The organism is Blautia sp. MSK.18.38, assembly GCF_024460535.1.
Taxonomy (GTDB): domain Bacteria; phylum Bacillota; class Clostridia; order Lachnospirales; family Lachnospiraceae; genus Blautia_A; species Blautia_A fusiformis.
In genome coordinates this window covers 1-25,253 of the sequence record NZ_JANFYP010000011.1, presented here as the reverse complement: position 1 = coordinate 25,253, position 25,253 = coordinate 1, and the positions used below count along the sequence as shown (strand labels likewise).

Genomic DNA, 25,253 nt, shown 5'->3' with positions numbered 1-25,253 from the left:
TTACTCTCCCTTCATGATCTTTTTCCACAGTGCATCTTCTTCTATGGACGACAGCCTGTGAAACTCATATCCCGGTATCTTCCTGTCGAAGCCGCACACAGTAAGATACGGACAATATGTGCAGGCATTCTTTTTTCCAAGTTCATAGGGTTCCACTGCCGCATTTCCATCCAGGATCGATTCCCGGATGTCACAGATCTTTCTCCGCACATACGCTCCCAGAGCATCAAACTGCTTCCTTGAGGCAACAGAAGATCTTTTGCTGAAGCTTCCGTCCCGGTTCAGGGATACCGGTATGGAGGCCATAGTGCTGTCGATTTTGGTACTCATATTATCATCTGCCTGTACAAGCCCGTTCATTTTCATTTTCTTCAGCATCTGCTCATTGATGCTTTCCATATCCGCATGGATCTTCTCCTGTATCATAGGATCCTTCACATTATAATAAAACACACCGGCCGGAACGATCTCGCGATCCGGATACTTCCGTTTTTCCACCTGTAATGCTCCATCCAGATAGACCATCAGCTGAAGCTGAAGGCCATGATACAACGCCAGCAGATCAAACGAAGTATTTCCGGTTTTATAATCGATCACCTTCACATAGACCCGGTTGTTCTCCGGCTCTTCCATGATATCCACACGGTCGATCCTTCCGCCCTGAAACCTCACCTCAAATCCTTCCGGCCGGAATGCTCCATGCTTCAGCTGTTCCTGCAAAGCCCACACGGTACGCCGCAAAATACGTCTGGTCCGTTCGATCATATATTCATTTCTCGCACTGCTTTTAAGGATCGTATTTCCGTAATCTGCGGAAACCTGATCCAGACAGCTGTCTATGATACGGTTTCGCTCTTCCTCCGTAAGCTCTGCCCAGTCCAGTCCCTCTTTTCGGACTTCCGCCGCAAATTTTTCCAGTGCCATATGCATGACATTTCCCATATCCATAGCCCGGAACTCATACTCTGCACGTTCTGTAACCTTCAGGCCATACTGCAGAAAATGTGCAAATGCACAAGCCGCAAAACGCTCCAGCCGGGTAGCACTGTACGGGGAAATTTCTCCATAGAGGATCTTTGCCACTGTTTTTCCGATCTTGTCTGACGGTCGTTCTGAAAAAGATGCCTCTGTAAGCTTTTTTACAAGGATCCGGTATTCCGGGCTCTGAAGATACCAGCTGTACAGTTCCTGGAAGACCGCATTATCCTGGTAAGCTTCTCCTGCAAGCCCTCTCAGAAAATAATCCAGGCTGATTCCCGGAAGCTCCAGTAATTCCATAGGTTCCTGCATATCTCCGCACTGCCGGATCTTCATTTCCGGAAACATCTCCCGGATATTACTGACAAGAAAGGCCGGACTCAGGGCTTTTCCCTGGCTGTCGGACTGACAGAAGGACAGACAGAGCAGTTCTCTTGGCTTGGTCATGTTCAGATACAGATAAAATCGCTGCATGTTCATCAGTTCCTTTGGCCCCGGTGCAAGCTGGATCCCCTGATCTTTAAAAAATTCTCTGTCAATCTCCGTAAGCATTCCTCCACCGGATGTATTCTTCGGAATATTCCCTTCATTTACTCCCACAAAAAACAGTGCACGGATATCCTTCAGCCTGGTTCTCTCCATATCTCCCACAAGTACCTGGTCCATACTTGGCGGGATCAGAGCCACCTTGGCCTGGTTCAGTCCTGTTTCCAGAAGCTGACGGAAATCCTGGCGGTTCACGGTTTCCTCTCCAAGGATCTCCACCATATTATCCAGAAGTTCCATAACAATTCCGTAGATCTGGGCATATTCCTTTTCCATGGCCTTGTCGCCCTGTTCCTTGAATTTCAGTTCCTGATGCTTCAGTTTCTGCTGCACCTGGCTCCGCACTGCAAACTCGTAGAGAAAAGTACAGTATTCCCGCACCGTCTTTTTCCCACCTTTAAAGCTTAGCGCAAGCTCTCTGGTCTCATCTGCGAACCGCTGCCGGATCTCATTAAGCCTCTGAATGCTTTCCGGCGGCATTCCCCGGTAAATACGCACCCACACTTCATCCCATTTCTTAAATCCACGGATACCAAGAGCCAGCACATAATTCTCCAGAAGGTCTGCTTCCTCCCTGGTCACACAGGACATTCCGCACCGGAGATACCGGAATACACTCTCATAGGAAAAATCCTGCACTGCCATCTCAAGTGCTGCCCGGAAATATTCTACAAACGGATTCATCAGGACCGTATGCTTCTCATCAATGAAATACGGGATCCCTGCTGCTGTAAATACCTGCTTTGCAAGATTTCCATACTCCTCCAGGTTACCTGTGATCACGGCGATCTCACCGTAACGGCAGCCCTTTTCCCTTACAAGTCTGGCGATCCGGCGGGCAGCTTCTTCCATTTCCTTCTGCGGGTTCACTGCCGAAAACATGCAGATCTCATCCTGCGCTTTTTTATATATATTTTTTCGGTAACGGAAGATATTTTTTTCAAGGAAATGAAGGGCAGGTGCCTGGGAAAAGCGGGATTTTCCCACATCCTTCAAAAGAACCGGTGTCTCGATCTCCCTGGTCAGCTCCGAAAGCCCGTGGATCATCTGACGGCTCATATAAAAAAGCTGATAAGGTTTTCCTCTCATGCTCAGATTCTCATCCGCATCCATGGTCACCGTTACCATCACCTTCTCACAGACAGCAAGAAGTTCTCCCACAACACGCATCTGAATAGGCGTAAAACCGGTGTAACCATCCAGAAGGAGTACACTGTTTTTCATTTTTTTAGAAAACGGAAGAGCTTTTTCCAGCGCATCCATTACTTCTTCTCCTGTCATATAATGATTCTTCAGATATCCGGTAAATGCCTGGTAAAGAACAGCTACGTCTTTCAGCTTCATCTGAAGTAACGCTCTGTCACCGGAATCCTCGATCATCTCCTGAATCTCACTATCCCGGATATCGTACTGCATAAACTCCGACAGGATAGACTTCACTTCATCCAGGTATCCCGCTTTACGCATCTGACCTCCCAGATAGGAAAGCTCCTTTCCATGCTGCTGTACCATCTTCTGCAGCACCATACTCTTACCGGTTTCTTCCAGAAGGATGCGGCTGTCTCCTCCAACTTCCTCCAGAACACGGTATGCAAGACGCTCAAAGCTCAGGATATCAATATTCAGGATTCCCCTGCCCGGACTCATCTCCACCAGTGTCTTCTGGGTCTGCATGGTAAACTGCTCCGGCACGATCACATAAAAAAGCTTCTCAGGATGCAGCCCTGCCTGTTCTATGATATTCTGATAAGCATAACAGGATTTTCCGCTTCCGGAACTTCCTATGATAAACTGTAATGACATCTTCATCCTCCCGATCACTTGCAGATTTTCAGTCATTCCGGCGCCATCCTGCGCCTGAAGTATTCCTATCATACCACAAATTCTACTCCTATAGAACGGTCGTTCTTTATATTCTGAAATATCAGCCTGCTCTTTTCCTTATTTTTCCAGACACAGTATCGAATGACCTGCGCACAGCTGTGGCATAAATCCTCCCTCCCGATAATAAACTATATAAAAAGCTTTGGGAGGCGTGCGCCATGAGTTCCAAAACCAGGATCATCGTCCTACATATGAAAGAGATCATTTACACAGCTGTCTTTCTGGCTCTGGCTGTTGTTCTGGCTGTCGTTCTTTTCTTCATGTTCGGTCCCGGAAAAAATGCCAGTCATACAGCCAGCGAAAAATCCCGCTACAAGCCGGGCGTCTATACCTCTTCCATCACCCTGAACGAGAATACCTTCGATGTGGAAGTTACTGTAAATGCTGACAGGATCAAGGCCATCCGTCTGGTGAATTTAAATGAAACCACAAAAGCTTCCTATCCTCTTATGGAACCGGTTCTGGATTCTTTGGCAAGTCAGATCTATTCCAGTCAGTCCCTGGAAGACATTCAGTATGCAGGAGACCGGAAATATACCTCCCAGGTACTCCTTTCAGCTATCACGGATGCAGTAAAAAAAGCGGAGAACACTTAAGCTCTCCGCTTTTTTCTCATATCAGATATATTTGATCCTGTAACAGCATTCACATTCCTCTTTGTGATCTACATTCAGATTTCAAGCTTCTCCAGCACATCCTGCCAGATCCTTGCACTTGCATCACTTGGCATTCTGAGATCTCCTCTTGGAGAAAGTGCCACACTACCTACCTTCGGGCCATCCGGCAGACAGGAACGCTTGAACTGCTGGGCAAAAAATCTCCGATAGAAGGTTTTCAGCCATTTCAGGATCGTCTCTTTATCATAAATCCCATCAAAGGTCAGGCAGGCAAGCCTGTAGATCTTATCCGGTGTAAATCCTGCACGCAGCATGTAATACAGATAAAAATCATGAAGCTCATAAGGTCCTACCAGATCCTCCGTCTTCTGGGCGATCTTGCCATCCTTAGGAGGAAGAAGCTCCGGGCTTACCGGAGTATCCAGGATATCCAGAAGAACCTCCTTCAGTTCCTCATCTCCGCAGGTATCCGCATAATAACGTACCAGATGACGTACCAGTGTCTTCGGGACAGAAGCATTCACACCATACATGGACATGTGATCGCCATTATAGGTTGCCCAGCCAAGAGCCAGCTCGGAAAGGTCTCCGGTTCCCACAAGAACACCGCCTTCCTTGTTTGCCGTATCCATCAGGATCTGCGTACGCTCACGTGCCTGGCTGTTCTCATACGTCACATCGTGGATCTCCGGATCATGTCCGATATCCCGGAAATGGATATTTACCGCCTCTTTAATATTTACCTCGGTAAGCCTTGCACCAAGGCAGCGGCTTAACTTGCAGGCATTCTGATAGGTTCTGTCTGTGGTTCCAAAGCATGGCATGGTCACACAGTGGATCTGTTCTCTCGGCATTCCCATCCGGTCAAAGGCACGTGCCATTACAAGAAGCGCCAGGGTAGAATCCAGTCCTCCGGAAAGTCCTACCACCGCACTCCTGCTGTGGATATGCTCCATACGTTTCTTAAGTCCCATAGCCTGGATGTTCAGGATCTCCTCGCAGCGCTCATCACGCTCTTCCTTCACAGACGGAACGAAGGGATACTGTGGATATTTTCTGGTAAGTCTTGTTTCCTCCTCTGCTACAGAAAAATCAACTCTTGTATGACTGCATGTAGAAACTGCCGGATACGTGGACATTCTTCTTCTCTCATCAGCCAGTCTCTGCACATCGATCTCACTGTAAATGATGCCGTTCTCAAAGCGTCTGCTTTCCGCAAGCATGGAACCGTTCTCTGCGATCATATTCTGTCCGCCAAACACAAGATCCTGGGTAGACTCCCCTTCCCCTGCACTGGCATAAATATATCCGCAGATCAGTCGTGCTGACTGCCCGCTTATCAGAGTTCTCCGGTAGGAATCCTTACCTACCATCTCATCACTGGCAGAAAGATTAACGATGATATGCGCACCGTTGACGGCATGACGGATACTTGGCGGCGCAGGGACCCAGAGATCCTCACAAAGCTCTGCTGCAACAGTGAATTCCGGAAATTCCTTACATTCAAAGATCAGCTCTGTTCCAAAAGGAATTTCATCCCAGAACTCATCCTCCTCATTTTTCTCGCACTTCAGGAAGTCCACAAATTCCACATCTTCTTCCTCTGCACCTGCAAACTGTCTCTGCTCATAAAACTCATTATAATTCGGAATATGAGTCTTCGGCACAAATCCCACGATACGGCCATGATTCAAAGCTGCTGCCACATTATAGAGCTTGCCTCTGTGACGCAGCGGGAGTCCCACAAAGATCAGGGCGTCCGTCTCCCTTGTCTCCTCTGCAATATGCAGAAGCTCATCCCACGCACTGTCCAGAAGACATCTCTGGAGAAAAAGATCGTGACAAGTATATCCTGTGATACAAAATTCCGGAAATACCATCAGCTTGACATGTTCCTTTTCCATTTCATGAATGGCCTTCAGGATTTCCTCTCCGTTTGCCTTGCAGTCTGCAACGGTAACTCTCGGCGTTGCCGCTGCCACCTTGATAAAACCATGCTTCATTTTTTCTTCCTCCCGAGTTTTATCGCTTGCACTCTCTTATGATCCTCTTAAGATCTTCCACGGTAAAATTATAATTCTTATTGCAGAAATGGCAGTTCATCTCAATGTCCTTGCCTTCCTGGATCATCTCGTTAAGTTCTTTTCTTCCGATGCTGATCAGCGCTTTTTCCACACGCTCTCTGCAGCAGTTGCAATGGAACTGTGTGGGCAGTGTATCATTGATCTCTATGTCAAAGCCTTCCAGTACTTTTTCAAGAAGACTTTCCGGTGTGTGTCCCTGCTCCAGAAGATTGGTAACAGAATCGATCTTTGATACGTTTTCCTCAAGCTTTGCGATCACCTCTTCCTCTGCAAAAGGCATCAGCTGTACAATAAAGCCTCCCGCCTGACGGACTGTATTATCCTTATTCATCAGCACACCCAGTCCTACTGCAGACGGAACCTGCTCGCTGGTTGCAAAATAATAGGTGAGATCTTCTGCGATCTCGCTGGTCTGAAGAGCAACCTGTCCCACATATGGCTCTTTCAGTCCCATATCCTTGATCACATCCATAAAGCCTACGCCGACAGCTCCCGCAACATCCAGCTTGCCTTTGCTGTTTGCCGGGATACATACATCCGGATTCCCCACATAGCCCTTTACATTTCCGTGAGAATCTGCAGTTACTGTGATTCCCTGCAGTGGTCCGCCTGCATGGATCCGAAGTGTAAGGAGATCCTTTTCTCCTTTCATCATAGCTCCCATCATGGCACCGCCGGTAAGGAGACGTCCCAGTGCCGCTGTTGCCACCGGACTGGTGTTATGATTCTTTCTCGCTGTCTCCACCATATCGGTTGTAACAGCCGCAAATGCACGGATCTGGCTGTTTGCCGCTGTTGCTCTTACAATATAATCACTCATATAAAAAATTTCCTCCTTTATTTCTCGTCTGACGGAATTTCCTTTCCATGTTCTCTGGCCACAAAAGTCAGTCTTCCGCTGTCCGGCTTCGGTGCATCCTTGGTGTATGCGTCATAAACCGCCAGCGGGATCAGGCCTGCCTTTTCAAGAAGTTCCCTTACTTTCTCCGGATCATAGGCCTTCTGGTAATGAATTTCCTCGTCTCTCTCATAAAGACCATCTTCTCTCGGAAGAAACAGAGTCAGATCATACACATTGATCCCGGTCTCCTCATCAAATTCATTTTCCCAGATAAAGCTTCCCTCTTCCCGATTCTCTGCAATAGTCGTATTTCCAAGCATTTCCCGGTATTTATACGGGGTGTTCATATCAAATATGAAAATTCCATCCGGATCAAGATAATTGTTCACCAGTTTAAATACAGTAAGCAGATCATCCTCCTCTGTGATGTAATTCATACAGTCACAGACGCTGACGACAGCACGTACTGTTCCATAAAGTTCAAACTCCCGCATATCCTGTTCCAGATAAAGGATCTCATGACCGGATTCTGCACGTTTTTCCATGGCTTCGCCAAGCATTTCCTCAGAGTTATCCACACCGATCATATCATAACCGGACTCAGCCAGAAGCTCTGTCATCACTCCGGTCCCACAGCCAAGTTCCAGCACGATCCCGTCTTCAATTCCGTATTCTTTAAGACTTCCTATAAGATATTCCGCCCATTTTTCATATTCCACATTGTCCATGAAAATGTCATAAACTCTGGCGAAATCACTGTATGCTTCCATAAAAACCTCCAAATATTTTCCGGGCGTTCCATCGCCCGCAGCGTTCACATTATACCATGTCTTCCTGTATAAGTATACGCCTCTGACATAATATGACACAAAAAATCCGGGACCGCAGCCACAAAAGCTGTGATCCCGGAATTCTTATCTAACCGAATCTCCTGCTACTCCAGGCTTTACTGTACAGGCATATAGTATACGTCTGCAGCCTCACCGTGCCAGTAGAAGCTTGTTCCATCCTCTTCATATACATCACAGTCATACTGAGAAGAGAAGGTGAAACGGTTTCCTTCGTTATCCATCCATGCACCGTTTCCGTCCGGAACGATAACACGTGGTTTACCATCGGAATTTCTGTAAATAGTTCTTGTCTCATCTGTGTTGCCAAGCTGCTCATCTGTAAATCCGCCATTTACGATAGCACCGGAGGAGCTGCTGTCAGTGGATGCAGTTCCATTGGAAGAACCATCAGATGTACTGCTTCCGTCTGTAGATGTTCCGTCAGATGCTGCACTTCCGTCTGTAGATGTGCTTCCGTCGGCAGCTGTAGTTCCATCTGCTGCTCCGTCAGAAGAAGCTGCTGCATTACCATCTGCAGATGCACTTCCGTCAGAGGAAGCTGCTGCATTACCTTTACCGGCAGTCTTAGCTGCGGAACCATTTGCCGCACTCTTCAGAGTGGAATCACCAAGGATTGCAAAGCTGTCGACAGACTCCTGAACCTTTTTCAGAGCATCCTCTTTTTTAACAGATGCCACAAGGCTGTAATACTCACTGTCATTTACAAAGTATTTATTGATAGCATATACATAACCGTCACTCTTGGTCGTATCCTTATATTTCACAGTATAGGAATAAATGTTGATTCCGTCTTTCTGATCTGCCTTGTAATCCTGGATCTCAAAATCGGTTCCATTTACCATGTTCTCTGCCTGTGTCATGGAAACTGCCATATCCTGGGAGTTCGGGATCACTGCAGATTCCAGATCTGCACCGGAGCCGTGAAGGATCAGGATCCTGCCCTGGTCCGGAGACTCGAAGCTTACCATATCTGTCTCATCGGACTTGTTGGCCCAGGTTGCATCTGGAAGCTTGATCGCTACGGATTTATCCTTGGATGTATAGGTTGTATTCTGTGCGTCTGCTGCAACAGTCGGTGTAACCTTCGCTTTTTTCGCCGGTGTCGGAGTAGGAGTAGACTCCACAACCACGCTGTCCTCTTTTCCTCCTCCGAAACTACATGCCGTCATGACACCAGAAAGAGCAACAGTCATAGCTAAAAGTGCAATAAATTTTTTATTCTTCATAGTATCCTCCTCATAATCATCATCAGTCACAAAGTGTGTCCGGAACATTCACTCCTGAACACACTCTTTGCTATAGTTTACGATTTTATTACAGCTTTGTCAATTGATTTCTCCCTGTACTTTATGAATATCCTGTAAGCAGATATCCTGCTCCGTACAGGATTTTTCTAACATTATAATCTTCCCGGATATATCTATCTTATTCTCTTCTTCTGCTGATCCTGTATTTCCCGTTTTACGCCTTCATTACGAAAGCTCTGTTTATTCCCCCACCAAGTAAGCCTCCTGTTTTAATGACAAATATCCCCCTTGAATCTGTCCCTTCTTTTTTTTCTATAATTGTGTCTTTATTCATGCACACTCGTGTTGTAAAGTATACCCAACCAAAAATATATGAAAAGAGGACATCCATACATCGATGTTTTCAGGAAAGGATCTATCACTATGGAAAAAGCAGTTCAGACATCTCAGAGAACTGACCAGGAGCTTTCATCTGTTCAGTTTCTCACCATTACAGCCGCATTTGTTGCACTGACTTATATCTTCACCGCATTTATTAATGTTAAGCTTCCGATCGCTGCCAACGGCGGACTGATCCACCTTGGAAATGTGCCGTTATTCATCGGTGCCATTTTATTTGGAAAGAAAACCGGAGCCATTGCCGGTGGGATCGGAATGGGTCTCTTTGACCTTCTCTCCGGATGGACCCTGTGGGCACCATTTACTCTTATTATTGTAGGGATCATGGGCTTCACAGTAGGTAAGCTCACAGAGGATCCCCGGCACCAGAACATGAAATGGTATGTGATCGCCATTGCCGCAGCCTGCGTGATCAAGGTTGCAGGATACTACATTGCAGAGGTTATCATCTATGGAAATCCACTGGCACCGGTATCTTCCATCCCGGGAAACCTGGTCCAGATCGGTGTTGCAGCTGTCATCGTTCTCGTAGTGATCACACCATTAAACCTTGCAGCAAGAAAAACCGGATTAAAAAAATAGCTGTAACAGCTGCCGTAATTTGCGGAAATAATATAAAGATCAAGAGGTGAGCTTATGTATAAGATCATGACACCGGGACCTACACAGGTCGCAGAAAATGTCCGTCTGGCAAGAAGCATGGAATGCACAAATCCGGATCTGGACGAAGATTTTGTCGAATTTTATAAAGAAACCTGCGAGAAGATCAGCACTCTTCTCCATACCTCCAACGAAACTCTCATCTTAAGCGGTGAGGGTATCCTTGGACTGGAGGCTGCCATTGCTTCCATGACTGAGCCCGGAGATAAAGTTCTTGTTCTGGACAATGGTATCTACGGAAAAGGCTTTGCCGATTTTGTTTCCATATACGGAGGCAGACCGGAGCTTTATACCAGAGATTATCAGAACACTCTCGATGTAAAGGAACTGGAAGCCTTCCTTGCGGATAACCATGACTACAAATATGCAACCGTAGTACACGGCGATACTCCAAGTGGCATGCTCAACGATGTATCTGCCATCTGCCCGCTTCTTAAAAAATACGGGATCCTTACCGTTGTAGATTCTGTCTCCGCTTCCTTCGGCGAGCCCCTGAACATTGATGCATGCCAGATTGATATCATATGCGGCGGATCACAGAAGGTGGTATCTGCACCTCCGGGACTTACCTTTGTTGTAGTCAGCAGCGATGCAAAGAAGGCAATGACTGAAAGAAAGACACCCATTGCTTCTTTCTACGCAAATCTCACAACCTTTGCACATTATTATGAAGAAAAATGGTTTCCATATACCATGCCGATCAGCGATATCTATGGTCTGCGGGCTGCTATTGACAACATTGCCGATGATCCCGGGATCCTTACACGCCACGCCAAAATCGCCGCAGCCTCCCGAAAGGCCATTACAGGAGCCGGACTTAAGCTGTATCTCCACAGCGGCTATTCCAACACGGTAACTGTTTTTGAAGTCCCGGAAGGCACCACTGCTGCTGCGATCCTGGATGGAGTCAGAAAAGACTATAACATCATGCTGGCAGGCTCCTTCGATGTCCTTGCCGGAAAGGTTATCCGCATCGGTCACATGGGAAATAATGCAGCTTTCTACAATGTACGTGAAGTTTTCCATGCTCTGGACGGAACCCTGCAGAAGCTTGGCGTTCCTCTTACCGGATCCATGGAAGAAATCTTCTGCGAAAATATGAAATAAACAAAAAAACGCTGTAAAAGGAAATTTATCACTGCTGTTTCTCCATTTTGCTGGTATAGCCGGTAAGATGAAGAGACAGCTCACATTTCCATTTACAGCGTTTTGTAATGTTATTTATTCTGTTATTTCATACATATACAATTCATGCAGCGCCCTGGTTGCCGCAATATATCTGGCTCTCTGCACGATCGGACTTCTGTCAGTCCCCGGAAATACAGAAAATACCTGATCAAATTCCAGTCCCTTTGCCATATAAAACGTGGTAACAGTAAGACCTTTTTTGAAATTTGTGCTGTCCCTGTGAAGCAGTGACAGCCTTTCCTTTGTGTCAAAGCCCTCTGCTTCCAGTTTTTTCTGAAGAATATAATATGCCTCTCTCGCTTCATCTGCAGTTCTGGTGATCACCGCTGCTGTCTCGTAAGAAAGCTCCTCCCCGGTCTCAGTCCCATCTGTCTCCGAAGCCGCATTTTCCGGCATGTCTTCGTCGGCTTCCGCCACTGTCTGCTTCTCCAGTCTCAGTTCCTTTACCACACGCTCCAGTGCCTCGGTAAGCCCCGTAAATTCTTTCTCTTCCACCGGTTTTCCATGGCGTTCAAAAAGCTCCACCTCTGTGATCCCCGCAAGCTTATTCGCATAGGAAGCAATCTCAATGGTATTACGGTAACTCTTATTCATCACGATCCTTCTGATATCCTTGCCAAAGATCTTCGGAAGGAATGTAAGCACATCCTGCTGGTCCCCATCCATGGTCTGCTCCCGATCTCCCAGGATCGTCATTTTGCATTTAAAAAGCCTCTGGATGATGAGATACTGGATCATGGAATAATCCTGCATCTCATCCACGATCAGATGGCGGACACCGCTGTCTTCCTGCTGGGTCTCCAGACGGTATTTCAGATACAGAACCGGATACACATCCTCATAACGAAGCTTTCTTTTTTCGTACTGTACCTGTGGAAGCGCCGGAAATCCCTCCTGCCTCAGGAAACGATTGTATAACACATAAAGATCTCTTGTCTCATACATCCGGTAAAAACGACTCTTCACAGCATCCCTTTCTTCCTCCGGAAGGTCAAAGCCCTTCAGCGTTTCCACCTCATCAATGAAATACTCTGCCACTGCATCCATTCTGGAAAGCAGCGGGATATCCATGAATTTAAAATAAAACAGTTCAATAATTTCCTGTTCTTTTTTTACTACGCCACGATGTTCTATATCCCGGAAATTCATAAGACTGTCTTCCAGTTCTGCCAGATACCCTTCCATACGGTCCAGAAAATCCCGGGACTGTTTTTCCTTCAGAAGCTCCTCATCACATAAGCCTGAAATCTGCCGCTCGATCAGATCATAACGATCCTCGCAGTCAGACACTGTATTTTTCAGTCTCTTATAGGCAAAAAGATCAAAGCTCATCTCCCGGATGTTCTCCTCACCAAGCTCCGGCAGGATATGGGAAATATAATCCGAAAATACTCCGTTGGGCGAAAGTACCAGCACAGAAGAGGATTTCAGATTCTTTCTGTCATGATAAAGGAGATATGCGATCCTGTGCAGGGCAATGGAAGTCTTTCCGCTTCCTGCAGCCCCCTGGATCACCATGATCCTGTCCGAGGTGTTTCGGATAATGGCATTCTGCTCCTTCTGAATGGTTCGGATAATGTTTTTCAGCTGTACATCTCCGTTGCTTCCAAGCTCTGCCTTCAGGATCTCATCATCAATTTTCACATCGCTCTCGAACTCGTAGATCATTTTTCCGCCACGGATCTTATACTGCCACTTTGCCGCAATATCTCCATGGATCTCACCCAGCGGGGCCTGATAGGAGGCCGGTCCTTTGTCAAAATCATAGAACAATCCGGACACCGGTGCCCTCCAGTCATAGATCAGAGGCAGACCACCGTTTTCCTCCGCAAGGTTTGCGATACCTATATAAAAGATCTCCGGCTCATCATCACCTTCATAGCAGAAATCCACTCTGCCAAAAAATGGTGAATCCATCATCTTACGGAATCTGCGGCGCAGCTCGATCTTTTCATTGCTGGCATTGATCTCATGGAGAAGTGCCTGCTGGTTATCGAAATTTTCGTAGCCATACTGGTCCATCTCTGTGTAGTTTTCCCAGTAATACTCGTGCATTCCTTCGATTTCTTTCTGACCAGCCTCTATGGAATCATCCAGCTGTGTGATCCGGTGCCGCAGAGTTCCTGTTACATGTGCAAGATATTCCCGTCCGTTTTTTACTGCTGCCATACGCCTTAATCCACCACTACCGCTGTTCCGCTTGCTGTAACCATCAGCATGCCATTATCTGCGCCAAGTACCTCATAATCAATGTCCACGCCAATCACTGCATTGGCGCCCATTGCTCCTGCCCGCTGTTCCAGTTCTTTCAGTGCCTCTTCCCTGGCCTTCTGAAGTTCTTCCTCATAACAGGCACTTCTGCCGCCAAAGAAATTCCGAAGACCCGCGCCAAGATCTTTCATAAAATTTACTCCTGAGATCACCTCTCCAAATACGATTCCTTTATATTCACGGATTGCTCTTCCCTCTACCGATGGTGTTGTCGTTATGATCATGGTAAAATCCTCCCGTTTCTGTCATTTTTCATGGACACTCCAGGATTATTTCCGAAAACATGCTCCGGAGTGTTTATTACAGAATTATACCCGAAAGCGGAACAGATGTATAGAGTAAAAAAGCGAAGCGGACATTCGAAATCCGCTTCGCACCTTTTAAATAATAACGATTGATCTCAGTCTCACGCCTGAGCCTCTTTTTTCTCGAACTGACTGTTATACAGATCCGCATAGAAGCCCTTCCGTGCCAGGAGCTCTTCATGATTTCCCTGCTCAATGATATCTCCGTCCTTCATGACAAGAATCAGATCTGCATCCTTAATGGTAGAAAGTCTGTGGGCGATAACAAAGCTGGTTCTGCCCTTCATCAGGTTATCCATAGCCTTCTGGATCTGCATTTCTGTTCTTGTATCAACGGAAGATGTGGCCTCATCCAGGATCAGGATCTTATTGTCTGCCAAGATCGCTCTTGCAATGGTAAGCAACTGCTTCTGCCCCTGAGAAACATTACTGGTCTCCTCATCCAGGACCATCTGATAGCCGCCGGGCTGCTGCATGATAAAGTTATGGATATGGGCCGCTTTTGCTGCTGCGATCACCTCTTCATCCGTTGCGTCCAGTCTTCCATAGCGGATATTTTCCATAATGGTTCCGGAAAACAGCCAGGTGTCCTGCAGCACCATTCCGAACATCTCACGGAGATTGCTGCGGTTGAAGTTCCGGATATCATGTCCGTCAACCTTGATGCTTCCGCCATTTACATCATAAAAACGCATCAGCAGCTTTACGATCGTCGTTTTTCCTGCACCTGTAGGTCCTACAATGGCGATCTTCTGACCGTCATGCACATCTGCGGAAAAATCATTTACAATGATCTTATCCGGATTATAACCGAATCTCACATGCTCAAACTGTACATTTCCTTCCAGTCCCTCAATGGAATCCGGGTTCTCCGGCTGAAGCTCCTCCTCCGGCTCCTCAAGAAACTCAAATACCCGCTCAGAAGCTGCCGCCGAAGACTGCAGAAGGTTTGTAACCTGGGCGATCTGCTGGATCGGCTGTGTAAAGTTACGAATATACTGGAAGAAGGACTGGATATCTCCAACCTCGATAGTTCCTTTGATGGCAAAAAGCCCTCCGAGAAGTGCCACCATCACATATCCCAGATTTCCCACAAACTGCATGATCGGCATCATCATCCCGGAAAAGAACTGTGACTTCCATGCAGACTCATAAAGCTTCTGGTTGTCATGCTCAAATTCCTTCAGCGCATCCTGCTCTTTGTTGAATACTCTTACCACATCATGGCCGCCGAAATTTTCCTCAACCTGACCATTTACTTTTCCCAGGTACTCCTGCTGTGCCTGGAAATATTTCTGGGAGTGTTTCATTACTTTATTAATGATAAGCATGGAAACCGGCAGGATCAGCACTGCTGCCAGTGTCATCCACACGTTGATGGAAAGCATCATGATAAATACACCGATCAGTGTTGTTACGGATGTGATCAGCTGTGTCATGCTCTGGTTGATGCTCATCTGCAGGGTATCCACATCATTTGTTACCCTGGAAAGGATCTCACCGTTTGTTCTGCTCTCGAAATAATTCATTGGCAGACGGTTGATCTTCTTTGAAATATCCTTTCGGAGATTGTATGTAACATCATTGGAGATCCCCGTCATGACAAATCCCTGGATCAGGGAAAAGCATGCACTTGCCACATACAGTCCCAAAGTCCACAGAAGGATCATTCCGATCTTACTGAAATCAATACCGCCTGTACCGTTTACCTTGGCAACCAGACCATTGAACAGCTCTGTGGTAGCTTTTCCAAGGATCTTCGGGCCTGCAATATTAAACGCTGTACCTGCCACTGCAAAGATAAACATCAGGATAAAACGGAATTTATATCTGCCCATATAGCCAAAGAGCTTTTTCATGGAGCCTTTGAAGTCCTTGGCCTTCTCTGTTGGCTGCATTCCGTGTCCGCCCATCGGGCCTCTTCTTCTCTGCTGACTCATGCCAATTCCTCCTCTGATAACTGACTCATGGCAATCTGGCGATATACCTCGCAGGACTTCATCAGCTCCTTATGGCTTCCGATCCCTGCCATATGTCCATCGTCCAGTACAAGGATCTTATCTGCATTTAAGATCGTACTGATACGCTGTGCCACGATAATGGTTGTTGCTTCTTTTGTATGTTCTTTCAGCGCTTTTCGAAGTGTGCTGTCTGTTTTGAAATCCAGTGCGGAAAAGCTGTCATCAAAGATAAAGATCTCCGGATCTTTTGCGATAGCTCTGGCAATGGAAAGCCTCTGCTTCTGTCCACCGGAAACATTGCTTCCTCCCTGTGCGATCGGAGTCTTATATCGCTCCGGCTTGGTGTCGATAAACTCCGTAGCCTGTGCAACCCCTGCTGCTTTTTTCACTGCATCCTCCGAAATCTCTGTCTTTCCGTAACGGATATTGGAATCAATGGTTCCTGAGAAAAGTATACCCTTCTGCGGAACGTAACCGATCCTATCACGGACATCCTTCTGTGTCATTTTCCGGACATCCACGCCATCCACTTTCACAGATCCTTCTGTTGCATCATAGAAACGCGGGATCAGATTGATCAGTGTACTCTTACCGCTTCCTGTACTTCCGATGATCGCTACTGTCTCACCTTTTTCTGCCTTGAAGGAAATATCTGTGATAACATTCTCTCCTGCCTCCGGATATGCGAAGCTTACATGATCAAATTCTACAGTCCCCTTCACATCCTGGGAAGGCTGTACCGGATCCTCCGGATCCTGGACACTGACTTCTGTCTCAAGCACCTCGTTGATACGGCGTGCAGATACATTTGCTCTCGGCAGCATGATAGACATTGCTGTGATCATCAAAAATGACATGATGATCTGCATTGCATACTGGATAAATGCCATAACATCACCAACCTGCATGCTTCCGCTGTCTACCGCATAAGAACCGCTGTAGATGGTCAGTACGGAAACTGCGTTCATGATCAGCATCATCACCGGCATCATAAATGTCATACAACGGTTTACAAAGAGGTTTGTCTTCATCAGAGTGATATTTGCATCCTCAAAACGCTCCTCCTCATGTTTTTCACGGCTGAATGCACGGATAACCGGAATACCGGTAAGGATTTCTCTTGTTACCAGGTTCAGCTTATCTACCATGGTCTGCAAAGCTGTAAATTTCGGCATTGCAATCCTGAACAGCATTGCCATAAATGCCATGATCAGTACAATGGCCACCCCAAGGATCCATGTCATGGAGGAATCTCTCTGAAGCACGCGGATCACACCACCGATTCCAAGGATTGGCGCGTAAAGCACGATACGGAACATCATAGCCATTACCTGCTGGATCTGCTGGATATCGTTCGTGCATCGTGTGATCAGGGATGCTGTTGAAAACTTATGGTACTCTCTGCTGGAAAAACCTATGACTTTGTTATAAACCAGTCCACGGAGATCATGTCCCATAGATGCAGCAACTCTGGATGAAAGAAATACCACACATACTGCAGCCATCATGGTGACCAGTGCCATCAGCACCATGCGGATACCTGTTGCTTTCATGTAATCCATCTGTATGGCATCCACATCTTCACCCATGGCTTCATATTCTGCACGAACATAGGAAACACCTGCCTGTGTGATGATGGATTCCTGCATCTTGTCGATCTTTTCTCCGACCTGGTCCTTCATAGCAGCCAAAGCCTCTGCCGGCATCTGAGAAAGAGCCGCCAGTGGATCCGTCCCTTCCGGGATTCCCATTTTTGCAAGAGCTGCCTTTGATTCTTCACTGTCGGACATCAGAGTAGAAACGATCACCATCGGTTTGCCGAAGATATCGTTGAGTTCTTCTCTGTCTTCTTTGGAGATTTTATCCTTTAATACCAGATCATCTCCCTCTTCCTCATAAAATCCATCCACAGTTTTCGCATCATCCTCTTCCATAAACAGCTTCAGACTGTCCATAGACGTCTTTCTGATCTTCTCAGGAACACTGTCTTCAATACCGTTCTGCTGAATTCCCACATTAATGATATTTGATGTGTAATTCGGCAGAGACAGATCACAGTATGCCTGAAGAAAAAGAAGCGCAATGATGAGTACGATGTAACCTGCAGATCGTTTCAGATATTTCATCAGTTTAATCACGTTTCTGTTCCTTCCTTTCTGTCATTTCATCCGGATGAAGCTTTTCTATGGCTTCCTCCGGCTGGATCTTTTCGATATTTACAAGGATCTGCTCCAGAAATCTCCGAAGCAGGCACTGTTCCGCCTCACTGAAGCCTTCCATCATCACAGCCTCATTTTTATGGATCCGTTCCAGTGCTTTTGCCTTGATTTCCTTTCCCTTTTCTGTCATGTAGATCCTGGTCACACGCTGGTCCTTTTCATCCGGTTTCTTATAAAGAAAGCCTGCTTTCTCCAGTCTCTGTATCGATACATTTACCGTAGGCGGCTTGATATGCAGGATCTTTGCAATTTCCCGCTGACTCAGGCCATCCCTTCCGGACACAAGCCCCAGAACCGGTATCTGTCCCGGATAAATCCCAAGCTCCTGCATCTGACCAAAGCATTTCGTCATAAAATAACGGTCTACCTTCATAAACAGAGATAAAAAGCTGCTCTGCCTTTCTTTCTCATCTTCCTCCTTACAAAACACGCTGTCACTCCTCTCTCATCCGATCAGACACCTGCTCTTTGTTAATGATATACGAAGCAGTGATCTTCTTTTTTAATTAGTCGGCTAACTATATATAATATACATCTGCACAAAAAATGCAACTGGTTTTTGTGAATTTTACACTTTTTTAAGATTTACAGCTTCTTTAATTTCCACCTGAAATCTATTAATTAATTTGTCAAGCTAATTTATTTTCTGCTGTTTTTCCTATTTTTTTCGCAAAAAAAATACCCGCTTCGTTTTTTTATTCGAAACGGGTACTTCTTTCTGTTCCTGATTTTCTTATACAAACTGATTCACAGCCGGATCATAAGCATAATCGATCATGTCAAGCTTATCCTCCAGTTCTTTCCGGTTAAGTCCTCTGTCCTCACAGAAGGCATCCAGGGATCTGTAAAAATCCCGCAGCTGTGTATTTACGTAACTTAAAAGCATTACCGGGTCCTTTGGTATCATAATCTGTTTCCATCCTTTTATCTGATATTTATCCAATATCCCAGATGCTGCTGGATAGCTGTCTGATCTGAAATATCAGATTTACTATCTTACCAATTTTATTTTTTGTCAAGAGCCAGTAAAAAATTTTTCAGGATTTTTTATTTCTTCAGTATCTGATAAAAATATTCCATTCCTTGTCCCCAAAAAAGAACTGCCTGGTTCCGATTTTCATCCTGAAATGGATTTCTATCAAAACCGACAGTTCTTTTCCTTGTCAATCTATCATAACTTTATGGAGTTATTTTTTACTTCGTGCTGACGGTAAACGCTCCGTCCTTCACATCCAGCACAATGGTATCTCCGGCATGTACATCACCGGAAAGGATCTTCTTGGCTGTCAGTGTCTCCACATAATTCTGGAGATAACGCTTCAGAGGACGTGCACCGTAAACCGGATCATAACCGTTATCCACTACCATCTGTTTGGCAGCATCTGTAAGCTCCAGAGAAAGCTCTTGGTCAGCCAGACGGTCGCTGAGCTCTTTGACCATAAGATCTACGATCTTACCTACATTATCCTTGGTCAGCGGCTTGAACATGATAATCTCATCCAGACGGTTCAGGAACTCCGGACGGAAGTGACCACGAAGATCATTCATAACCTGTTCCTGTGCGTCCGGTTTGATATCTCCCTTCTCGTCGATACCGTCAAGAAGGTACGGAGAACCAATGTTGGAAGTCATGATCAGGATCGTATTCTTAAAATCAACCGTACGTCCCTGTGAATCCGTGATACGTCCATCGTCCAGTACCTGCAGAAGTACATTGAATACATCCGGGTGAGCCTTCTCGATCTCATCAAAAAGAACAACACTGTACGGTTTTCTTCGAACGGCCTCTGTCAGCTGTCCGCCTTCCTCATATCCGACATATCCTGGAGGCGCTCCGATCAGACGGGACACGGAATATTTCTCCATGTACTCACTCATATCGATACGGACCATATTCTGCTCATCGTCAAACAGTGTGGCAGCCAGAGTCTTGGCAAGCTCTGTTTTACCAACACCGGTTGGTCCGAGGAACAGGAATGAACCGATTGGCTTTGTGGGATCCTTGATTCCGGCTTTGGAACGAAGGATCGCATCTGTTACAAGACGAACACCCTCATCCTGTCCTACTACACGTTTGTGCAGCTCATCCTCAAGGCCCAGCAGCTTGGTTCTCTCACCTTCTGTCAGCTTGGTTACCGGAATACCGGTCCATCTGGAAATGATACGTGCAATCTCATCATCTGTGACAGCCTCATGTACCAGGCTTCTGTCACTCTCCTTAACCTGCTTCTCCTCAATCTCCAGCTGCTGCTGAAGCTTCGGCAGCTCGCCATACTGCAGCTCTGCTGCTTTCTCCAGATCGTAATTCTGTTTTGCTTTCTGGATCTGTTTATTGATATCCTCGATCTGCTCACGTAATTTCTGAAGCTTCTCTACGGAATGCTTCTCATTATCCCACTGAGCTTTCTGGGTATTAAAAGTATCTCTCAGCTCTGCAAGTTCTTTCTGCAGATCAGCCAGACGCTCTTTACTTAAGTTGTCAGTTTCTTTTTTCAGGGCAGACTCTTCAATCTCCAGCTGCATGATCTTACGTCTCTGCTCATCCAGCTCTGTCGGCATGGAATCCAGCTCCGTCTTGATCAGCGCACAGGCTTCATCAACAAGGTCGATGGCCTTATCCGGGAGAAAACGGTCTGTAATGTATCTGTGTGAAAGTGTGGCAGCTGCAACCAATGCACTGTCTGTGATCTTAACACCGTGGAATACCTCATATCGTTCCTTCAGGCCACGGAGAATGGAAATGGTATCTTCCACTGTCGGCTCATTTACCATAACCGGCTGGAAACGACGGGCAAGTGCAGCATCCTTCTCAATGTACTGTCGGTACTCATCCAGAGTTGTTGCACCGATACAGTGCAACTCACCTCTGGCAAGCATAGGCTTCAGCATGTTTCCTGCATCCATGGCGCCGTCTGTCTTACCTGCACCCACGATCAGATGAAGCTCATCGATAAACAGAATGATCTGTCCTTCGCTCTTCTTCACTTCCTCAAGTACCGCTTTCAGACGTTCCTCAAACTCACCACGATACTTGGCACCTGCAACCAGCGCACCCATATCCAGGGCAAAAATCTTCTTATTCTTAAGACCTTCCGGTACATCTCCTGCCACAATACGCTGTGCCAGTCCCTCGATGGCTGCTGTTTTACCAACGCCAGGCTCACCGATGAGAACCGGGTTGTTCTTGGTCTTACGGGAAAGGATACGAATAATATTCCGGATCTCCATATCACGTCCGATCACCGGATCAAGTTTCTGGTTCTTCGCCTTCTCCACAAGATCCTCACCGTATTTATTCAAAGTATCATAGGTTGCCTCCGGGTTGTCACTGACAACTCTCTGGTTTCCCCTGACTGTAGATAATGCCTGAAGAAAACGCTCTCTGGTGATTCCGAATTCATTGAATAGCTTCTTCATGCTCGGGCTTGGATTCTTCAGCATGGAAAGAAACAGATGCTCAACCGATACATACTCATCTCCCATAGCCTTCGCTTCGTCCTCTGCACTGACCAGTGCCTTGTTCAGATACTGACCAAAGTGAAGCTGTCCACCGGAAACCTTAACTTTGGCATCCAATGCTTTCTTTACTGTGTCAATAAAATATTCCTTCTGGATTTCCATCTTCTCGATCAGCTTGAGGATCAGGCTGTCCTCCTGTGTCAGCAAGGCATACAGAAGGTGTTCCTCTTCGATCTCCTGATTGCCATATTCATAAGCAATCTTTTCAAGATCCTGGACAGCCTGTACGGATTTCTGTGTAAATTTACTGATATTCATAGGCTTTCCTCCTATTCTATGAAAAGCATTTCCAATATTCGCATACCGGAAATGCTGTGCTTTTTTCTTGTTCTAGGAGAACTATAACACCATTTATTAGCACTGTCAAGAGGTGAGTGCTAATATTTTGAGATTTTTTTTGCAAACCTTGATTTTACGAGGTTTGCAACACTTTTTCTTCCTTATAATCATCACTTTTTCTTGATTTGACACCATTTTGACACCAATTTTTTTATTTTTGGTGTCAACTAATTGCTACGCTTTCCAGCCTTGTGATTTCACTCTCAATTCTGGACATCTCACTTACATGGTTATATACGTCCATTGTTACATCTATGTGGGCGTGTCCCATAATATATTGAAGAACTTTTATGTCTATCCTCTTTTCTGCCATTCTGGTACAAGCCGTATATCGCATAATGTGAGCGGATACCGTTGGTAACAATTCAGCATTTCTATGTTCAGTCTTTGCAATTTGAACTTCTTTTTTGTTATATGCGTCTACAATATTATATAAGATATTGTTTATTGCACTAGGCATGAGCGGTCTGCCGGACTTTGCCATGAAAATGAATCCTTTATAACCGTCTATCTCAACATCTTTTCCTTTTTGAAGCATAAAGTTTAATTTCTTTTGTTCTTCAAATGCTCTTTGTACATCTGATGTCATAGGGATATTTCGGATTCCAGAATCCGTCTTTGGCGTGGAAATATGGAATTTATAGCCATCTCCTAAATCTTTATAAATCAACTGATGGTCAATACTTACCGCTTTTGTTCTGACATCTACATCTTCCCAAGTCAATCCAATCAGTTCTCCGCACCTTACACCAGTTCCTAACATGATTCTGAGCATTGGATAGTAGGTGTTGTATACTTGATTATTTTTCACAAATTCCAGCATTTTTTCCTGTTGTAAAACTGTTAAGGCAATACGTTCTTCTGCCTGTCTACCATAATCACTGATAGAAAACTTTGCCGGATTCTTGCGGATAATATCATCATCAACAGCCATTTCCAGTGCCGGATAAATCATATTGTTAATAAATTTTATTGTAGAATATGCGTATCCCGCTTTAGAAAGTTTTGAGTAAAACGATTTGATGTGTGATGGTAAAATCTGAACAACCTTGATGTTTCCAATTTCGTCTTTGACACGATTCTCCCATGTTTTCAGATAATTTGCTCTAGTAGATTCTTTCAGCTCCCCAGTGGACATATATCTTTCAAACAATTTATTAAGAGTAAGTTTTTTGATTGCTCCATCAGTTAAAATGTTATCTTCCAAGTCTTTTGCAATCTGCTTTTCCTTTTCCCTTAATTCCGGTAAATCCTTTGCATATACTGTCAGACGTTTTCCGCTTCTTATATCTGTATAACGGTAACTGTATCTACCATCTTTACGCCAGCTTTCGCCCTCTCTTAATTTTCTTCCTTTATGGTCTTTTCTGCTATTTGCCATGAGAAACATTCCTTTCTGTAATAGCCCCCTTTTTTGTTCTCATGACGTGGTTATGTCTATAAATATTATACCATATATCACAAGAAACATAAACGAAAAAGGGGGTTATTCTTCCAGATATGAGAGGTAATTTTTGACTTTTTCTACCGAATAAAGAACCCTACGTCCAATCACAATTTTTGCTCCTGCCTGTTCTCCAATCTTTCTTGCAGTAGCATGACCACAAGATAACATTGCAGATAATTTATCTATATTTACCGTTATCGGCTGTGAAGTTGGTCTTTCTTTTGTTTTGTTCATCTGTCAGTCCTCCTTTTACCGACCTGTATTATCGTCATTTTCTGCACACCAGTAAAAGTATCACTCTCCTTTACCATGTGCTGTCCCTTCTGGATTGGTTTCCATATAATGCTTCAAAAACTTCCTGTTCAAACTTATCACTTCCTTTCAGGCAAAGAAAAAGACGCAAGCCATATTTCTATGACTCACGCCTTTCTCTGCACTTATTTACTTTACAATGCCTATTAGTTCCAATTCGCTACGCACTGCGTATCCTTTTAGAACTTACATTTATACATAAATCAATTCCTTGAGAATAATCTCTTCCGCAATCGCTTTGTGTTGATTAGCAGCTCTTACCCATGCCATTTAATCTGCTTTTTTATCCGGCAGTGGTTCTTTTTCTTCCAACTGTTTCAGAATCATTTCTTCCCGTTCTCTGGCTGCCTTGTCCACTTCCAGAAGATGCTTTCCAATCGTATCCTGCAGAAGCATCACCTGATACGTTGAATTTCGATGGTTCTTCAGATAATCTCTGCGAAGAAAACCATACTTGCCAAGTTGCTCCATCTGCTCACCGGATTTATAGGTGAGATTCGGGATCAGATATCCATTTACATTTGTATACGTTATATAAATAGGACATTCGCAATCCGCTTTCGCTACTTGCTCATGAACGCAGTTGCTTCGCTTCCTGCATTCATTTTATTAGCACTCTCCATTTCTCATCATTTTTTGACCACAAATTTACGACATTTACGACAAATCTGACACTGCTTTACAATACCAGACAAAATGACTAATGCCCCGGAAATCCTGTAAAACAGGCACTTCCGGGATACACAAGACAGGACAAAAATCGACTTCCATTATCAAGAGGTGAGTGCTAATTTTTTTACAAAGAATTTCGCCCGTAAAATGAAAAACTAATTTTCATCTTTAGCCCTTTATGTTCTTTTGTTGGAAGGTGTTTCTTTACGAGCTCAAGTTTCAACTCCTTACTATACTGTTTCCTAGACATAAAAATATGCTCCTCATATGATAGATTTTTGGATATTTCCATTGTCTACCATATGGGGAGTATATCAATCCAACGGTTTTCAGTGCTTTTTTCATATTACTTTATTGAATATCCCTCATTCTGCCTATATAAGTGAAACTTAGCGAAACTTAAATTAAATCTCTTTCAGACAATTCAATTTGGATATTCACCAACTGTGGATTATTTCTCAGTGCACCAGTTTCCAACTTACCGCCTGCTGCCTTGCATCCACAAATCTCTTATAAATACCTTCCTGTTTCATTAATTGCTCATGTGTTCCCTGCTGTGCAATTCTTCCTTTTTCAACAACCACAATCTGGTCTGCATGTCTGACTGTTTTTAATCTGTGGGCAATCATAATAATCGTTTTTTCCTTTGTAAGTGCATCTACTGCATCCATCAGCTCCTTTTCATTCTCCGGATCAACATTGGCTGTTGCCTCATCTAATATAACGATTGGTGCGTCCTTCATGATCGCTCTGGCTATGGAAATACGCTGCTTCTCACCACCGGAAAGTGTGGCTCCTCCTTCTCCGATCACTGTGTCATATCCATTCGGAAGTTTGCTGATGAAATCATGACAACATGCTTTCTTCGCCGCTTCCACCACTTCCTCATGACTTGCATCCTGGCGTCCGAATT

The 25,253-nt window shown here is 45.1% G+C and carries 18 protein-coding genes and 1 pseudogene; 3 read left to right on the top strand and 16 right to left on the bottom strand.

Annotated elements, in window-relative coordinates:
* A complete protein-coding gene (addB, locus tag NE638_RS08465) occupies window positions 1-3,399 on the bottom strand; it encodes a helicase-exonuclease AddAB subunit AddB (RefSeq protein ID WP_330603412.1) in 3,399 nt (1,132 codons plus the stop codon).
* Between the two features lie 167 nt (window positions 3,400-3,566).
* On the opposite strand from addB, the gene NE638_RS08460 reads away from it, so the two are divergent.
* Entirely contained in the window at window positions 3,567-4,004 is a 438-nt protein-coding gene (locus NE638_RS08460) for an FMN-binding protein (RefSeq protein WP_015527216.1), read from the top strand.
* Between the two features lie 74 nt (window positions 4,005-4,078).
* On the opposite strand, the gene NE638_RS08455 is transcribed toward NE638_RS08460, so the two are convergent.
* The 4 genes from NE638_RS08455 to NE638_RS08440 form a co-directional block, all read right to left on the bottom strand.
* A complete protein-coding gene (locus NE638_RS08455) occupies window positions 4,079-6,028 on the bottom strand; it encodes an NAD(+) synthase (protein WP_173746023.1) in 1,950 nt (649 codons plus the stop codon).
* 19 nt (window positions 6,029-6,047) lie between these two features.
* On the bottom strand, window positions 6,048-6,929 hold the full coding sequence (gene hslO, locus NE638_RS08450) for an Hsp33 family molecular chaperone HslO (protein ID WP_015527218.1): 882 nt from the start codon (window positions 6,927-6,929) through the stop codon (window positions 6,048-6,050).
* Window positions 6,930-6,946: 17 nt separating this feature from the next.
* On the bottom strand, window positions 6,947-7,720 hold the full coding sequence (locus NE638_RS08445; RefSeq protein WP_022426586.1) for a class I SAM-dependent DNA methyltransferase: 774 nt from the start codon (window positions 7,718-7,720) through the stop codon (window positions 6,947-6,949).
* Window positions 7,721-7,896: 176 nt separating this feature from the next.
* Window positions 7,897-9,027, bottom strand: a complete 1,131-nt coding sequence (locus NE638_RS08440; protein WP_059086908.1) for a hypothetical protein — start codon at window positions 9,025-9,027, stop codon at window positions 7,897-7,899.
* 444 nt (window positions 9,028-9,471) lie between these two features.
* Between NE638_RS08440 and NE638_RS08435 the strand changes: the two genes are divergently transcribed.
* Both NE638_RS08435 and NE638_RS08430 read left to right on the top strand, forming a co-directional pair.
* Window positions 9,472-10,029, top strand: a complete 558-nt coding sequence (locus tag NE638_RS08435) for an ECF transporter S component (RefSeq protein ID WP_059086010.1) — start codon at window positions 9,472-9,474, stop codon at window positions 10,027-10,029.
* Between the two features lie 54 nt (window positions 10,030-10,083).
* Window positions 10,084-11,214 (top strand): pyridoxal-phosphate-dependent aminotransferase family protein, encoded by a 1,131-nt coding sequence (locus NE638_RS08430; protein WP_173746022.1) that lies wholly within the window; start codon window positions 10,084-10,086, stop codon window positions 11,212-11,214.
* A 114-nt stretch (window positions 11,215-11,328) separates the two neighbouring features.
* On the opposite strand, the gene NE638_RS08425 is transcribed toward NE638_RS08430, so the two are convergent.
* The 11 genes and pseudogenes from NE638_RS08425 to NE638_RS08375 all read right to left on the bottom strand — a co-directional run.
* On the bottom strand, window positions 11,329-13,464 hold the full coding sequence (locus tag NE638_RS08425) for a HelD family protein (RefSeq protein WP_059086012.1): 2,136 nt from the start codon (window positions 13,462-13,464) through the stop codon (window positions 11,329-11,331).
* Window positions 13,465-13,469: 5 nt separating this feature from the next.
* Complete coding sequence (locus tag NE638_RS08420) at window positions 13,470-13,790, bottom strand: putative heavy metal-binding protein (RefSeq protein WP_059086013.1); 321 nt, start codon at window positions 13,788-13,790, stop codon at window positions 13,470-13,472.
* A 182-nt stretch (window positions 13,791-13,972) separates the two neighbouring features.
* Window positions 13,973-15,811: an ABC transporter ATP-binding protein gene (locus NE638_RS08415; RefSeq protein WP_138276435.1), complete on the bottom strand. Its 1,839-nt coding sequence runs from the start codon at window positions 15,809-15,811 to the stop codon at window positions 13,973-13,975.
* Window positions 15,808-17,970, bottom strand: a complete 2,163-nt coding sequence (locus NE638_RS08410) for an ABC transporter ATP-binding protein (RefSeq protein WP_118608394.1) — start codon at window positions 17,968-17,970, stop codon at window positions 15,808-15,810. Before NE638_RS08410 ends, NE638_RS08415 begins: the two co-directional genes overlap by 4 nt.
* On the bottom strand, window positions 17,963-18,481 hold the full coding sequence (locus NE638_RS08405) for a MarR family winged helix-turn-helix transcriptional regulator (RefSeq protein ID WP_021651325.1): 519 nt from the start codon (window positions 18,479-18,481) through the stop codon (window positions 17,963-17,965). Before NE638_RS08405 ends, NE638_RS08410 begins: the two co-directional genes overlap by 8 nt.
* Before the next feature lie 303 nt (window positions 18,482-18,784).
* Complete coding sequence (locus NE638_RS08400; protein ID WP_044961487.1) at window positions 18,785-18,958, bottom strand: DUF4250 domain-containing protein; 174 nt, start codon at window positions 18,956-18,958, stop codon at window positions 18,785-18,787.
* Window positions 18,959-19,245: 287 nt separating this feature from the next.
* Complete coding sequence (gene clpB / locus NE638_RS08395; RefSeq protein WP_173739304.1) at window positions 19,246-21,828, bottom strand: ATP-dependent chaperone ClpB; 2,583 nt, start codon at window positions 21,826-21,828, stop codon at window positions 19,246-19,248.
* Between the two features lie 244 nt (window positions 21,829-22,072).
* Entirely contained in the window at window positions 22,073-23,290 is a 1,218-nt protein-coding gene (locus NE638_RS08390; protein WP_059086018.1) for a tyrosine-type recombinase/integrase, read from the bottom strand.
* A 105-nt stretch (window positions 23,291-23,395) separates the two neighbouring features.
* Window positions 23,396-23,590, bottom strand: coding sequence for a hypothetical protein (locus NE638_RS08385; RefSeq protein WP_005423220.1), 195 nt, complete (start codon window positions 23,588-23,590; stop codon window positions 23,396-23,398).
* Between the two features lie 270 nt (window positions 23,591-23,860).
* Window positions 23,861-24,208, bottom strand: a pseudogene (locus NE638_RS08380) (TnpV protein).
* A gap of 590 nt (window positions 24,209-24,798) precedes the next feature.
* The coding region (locus tag NE638_RS08375; protein WP_173746021.1) for an ATP-binding cassette domain-containing protein at window positions 24,799-25,253 on the bottom strand (455 nt) is incomplete at its 5' end.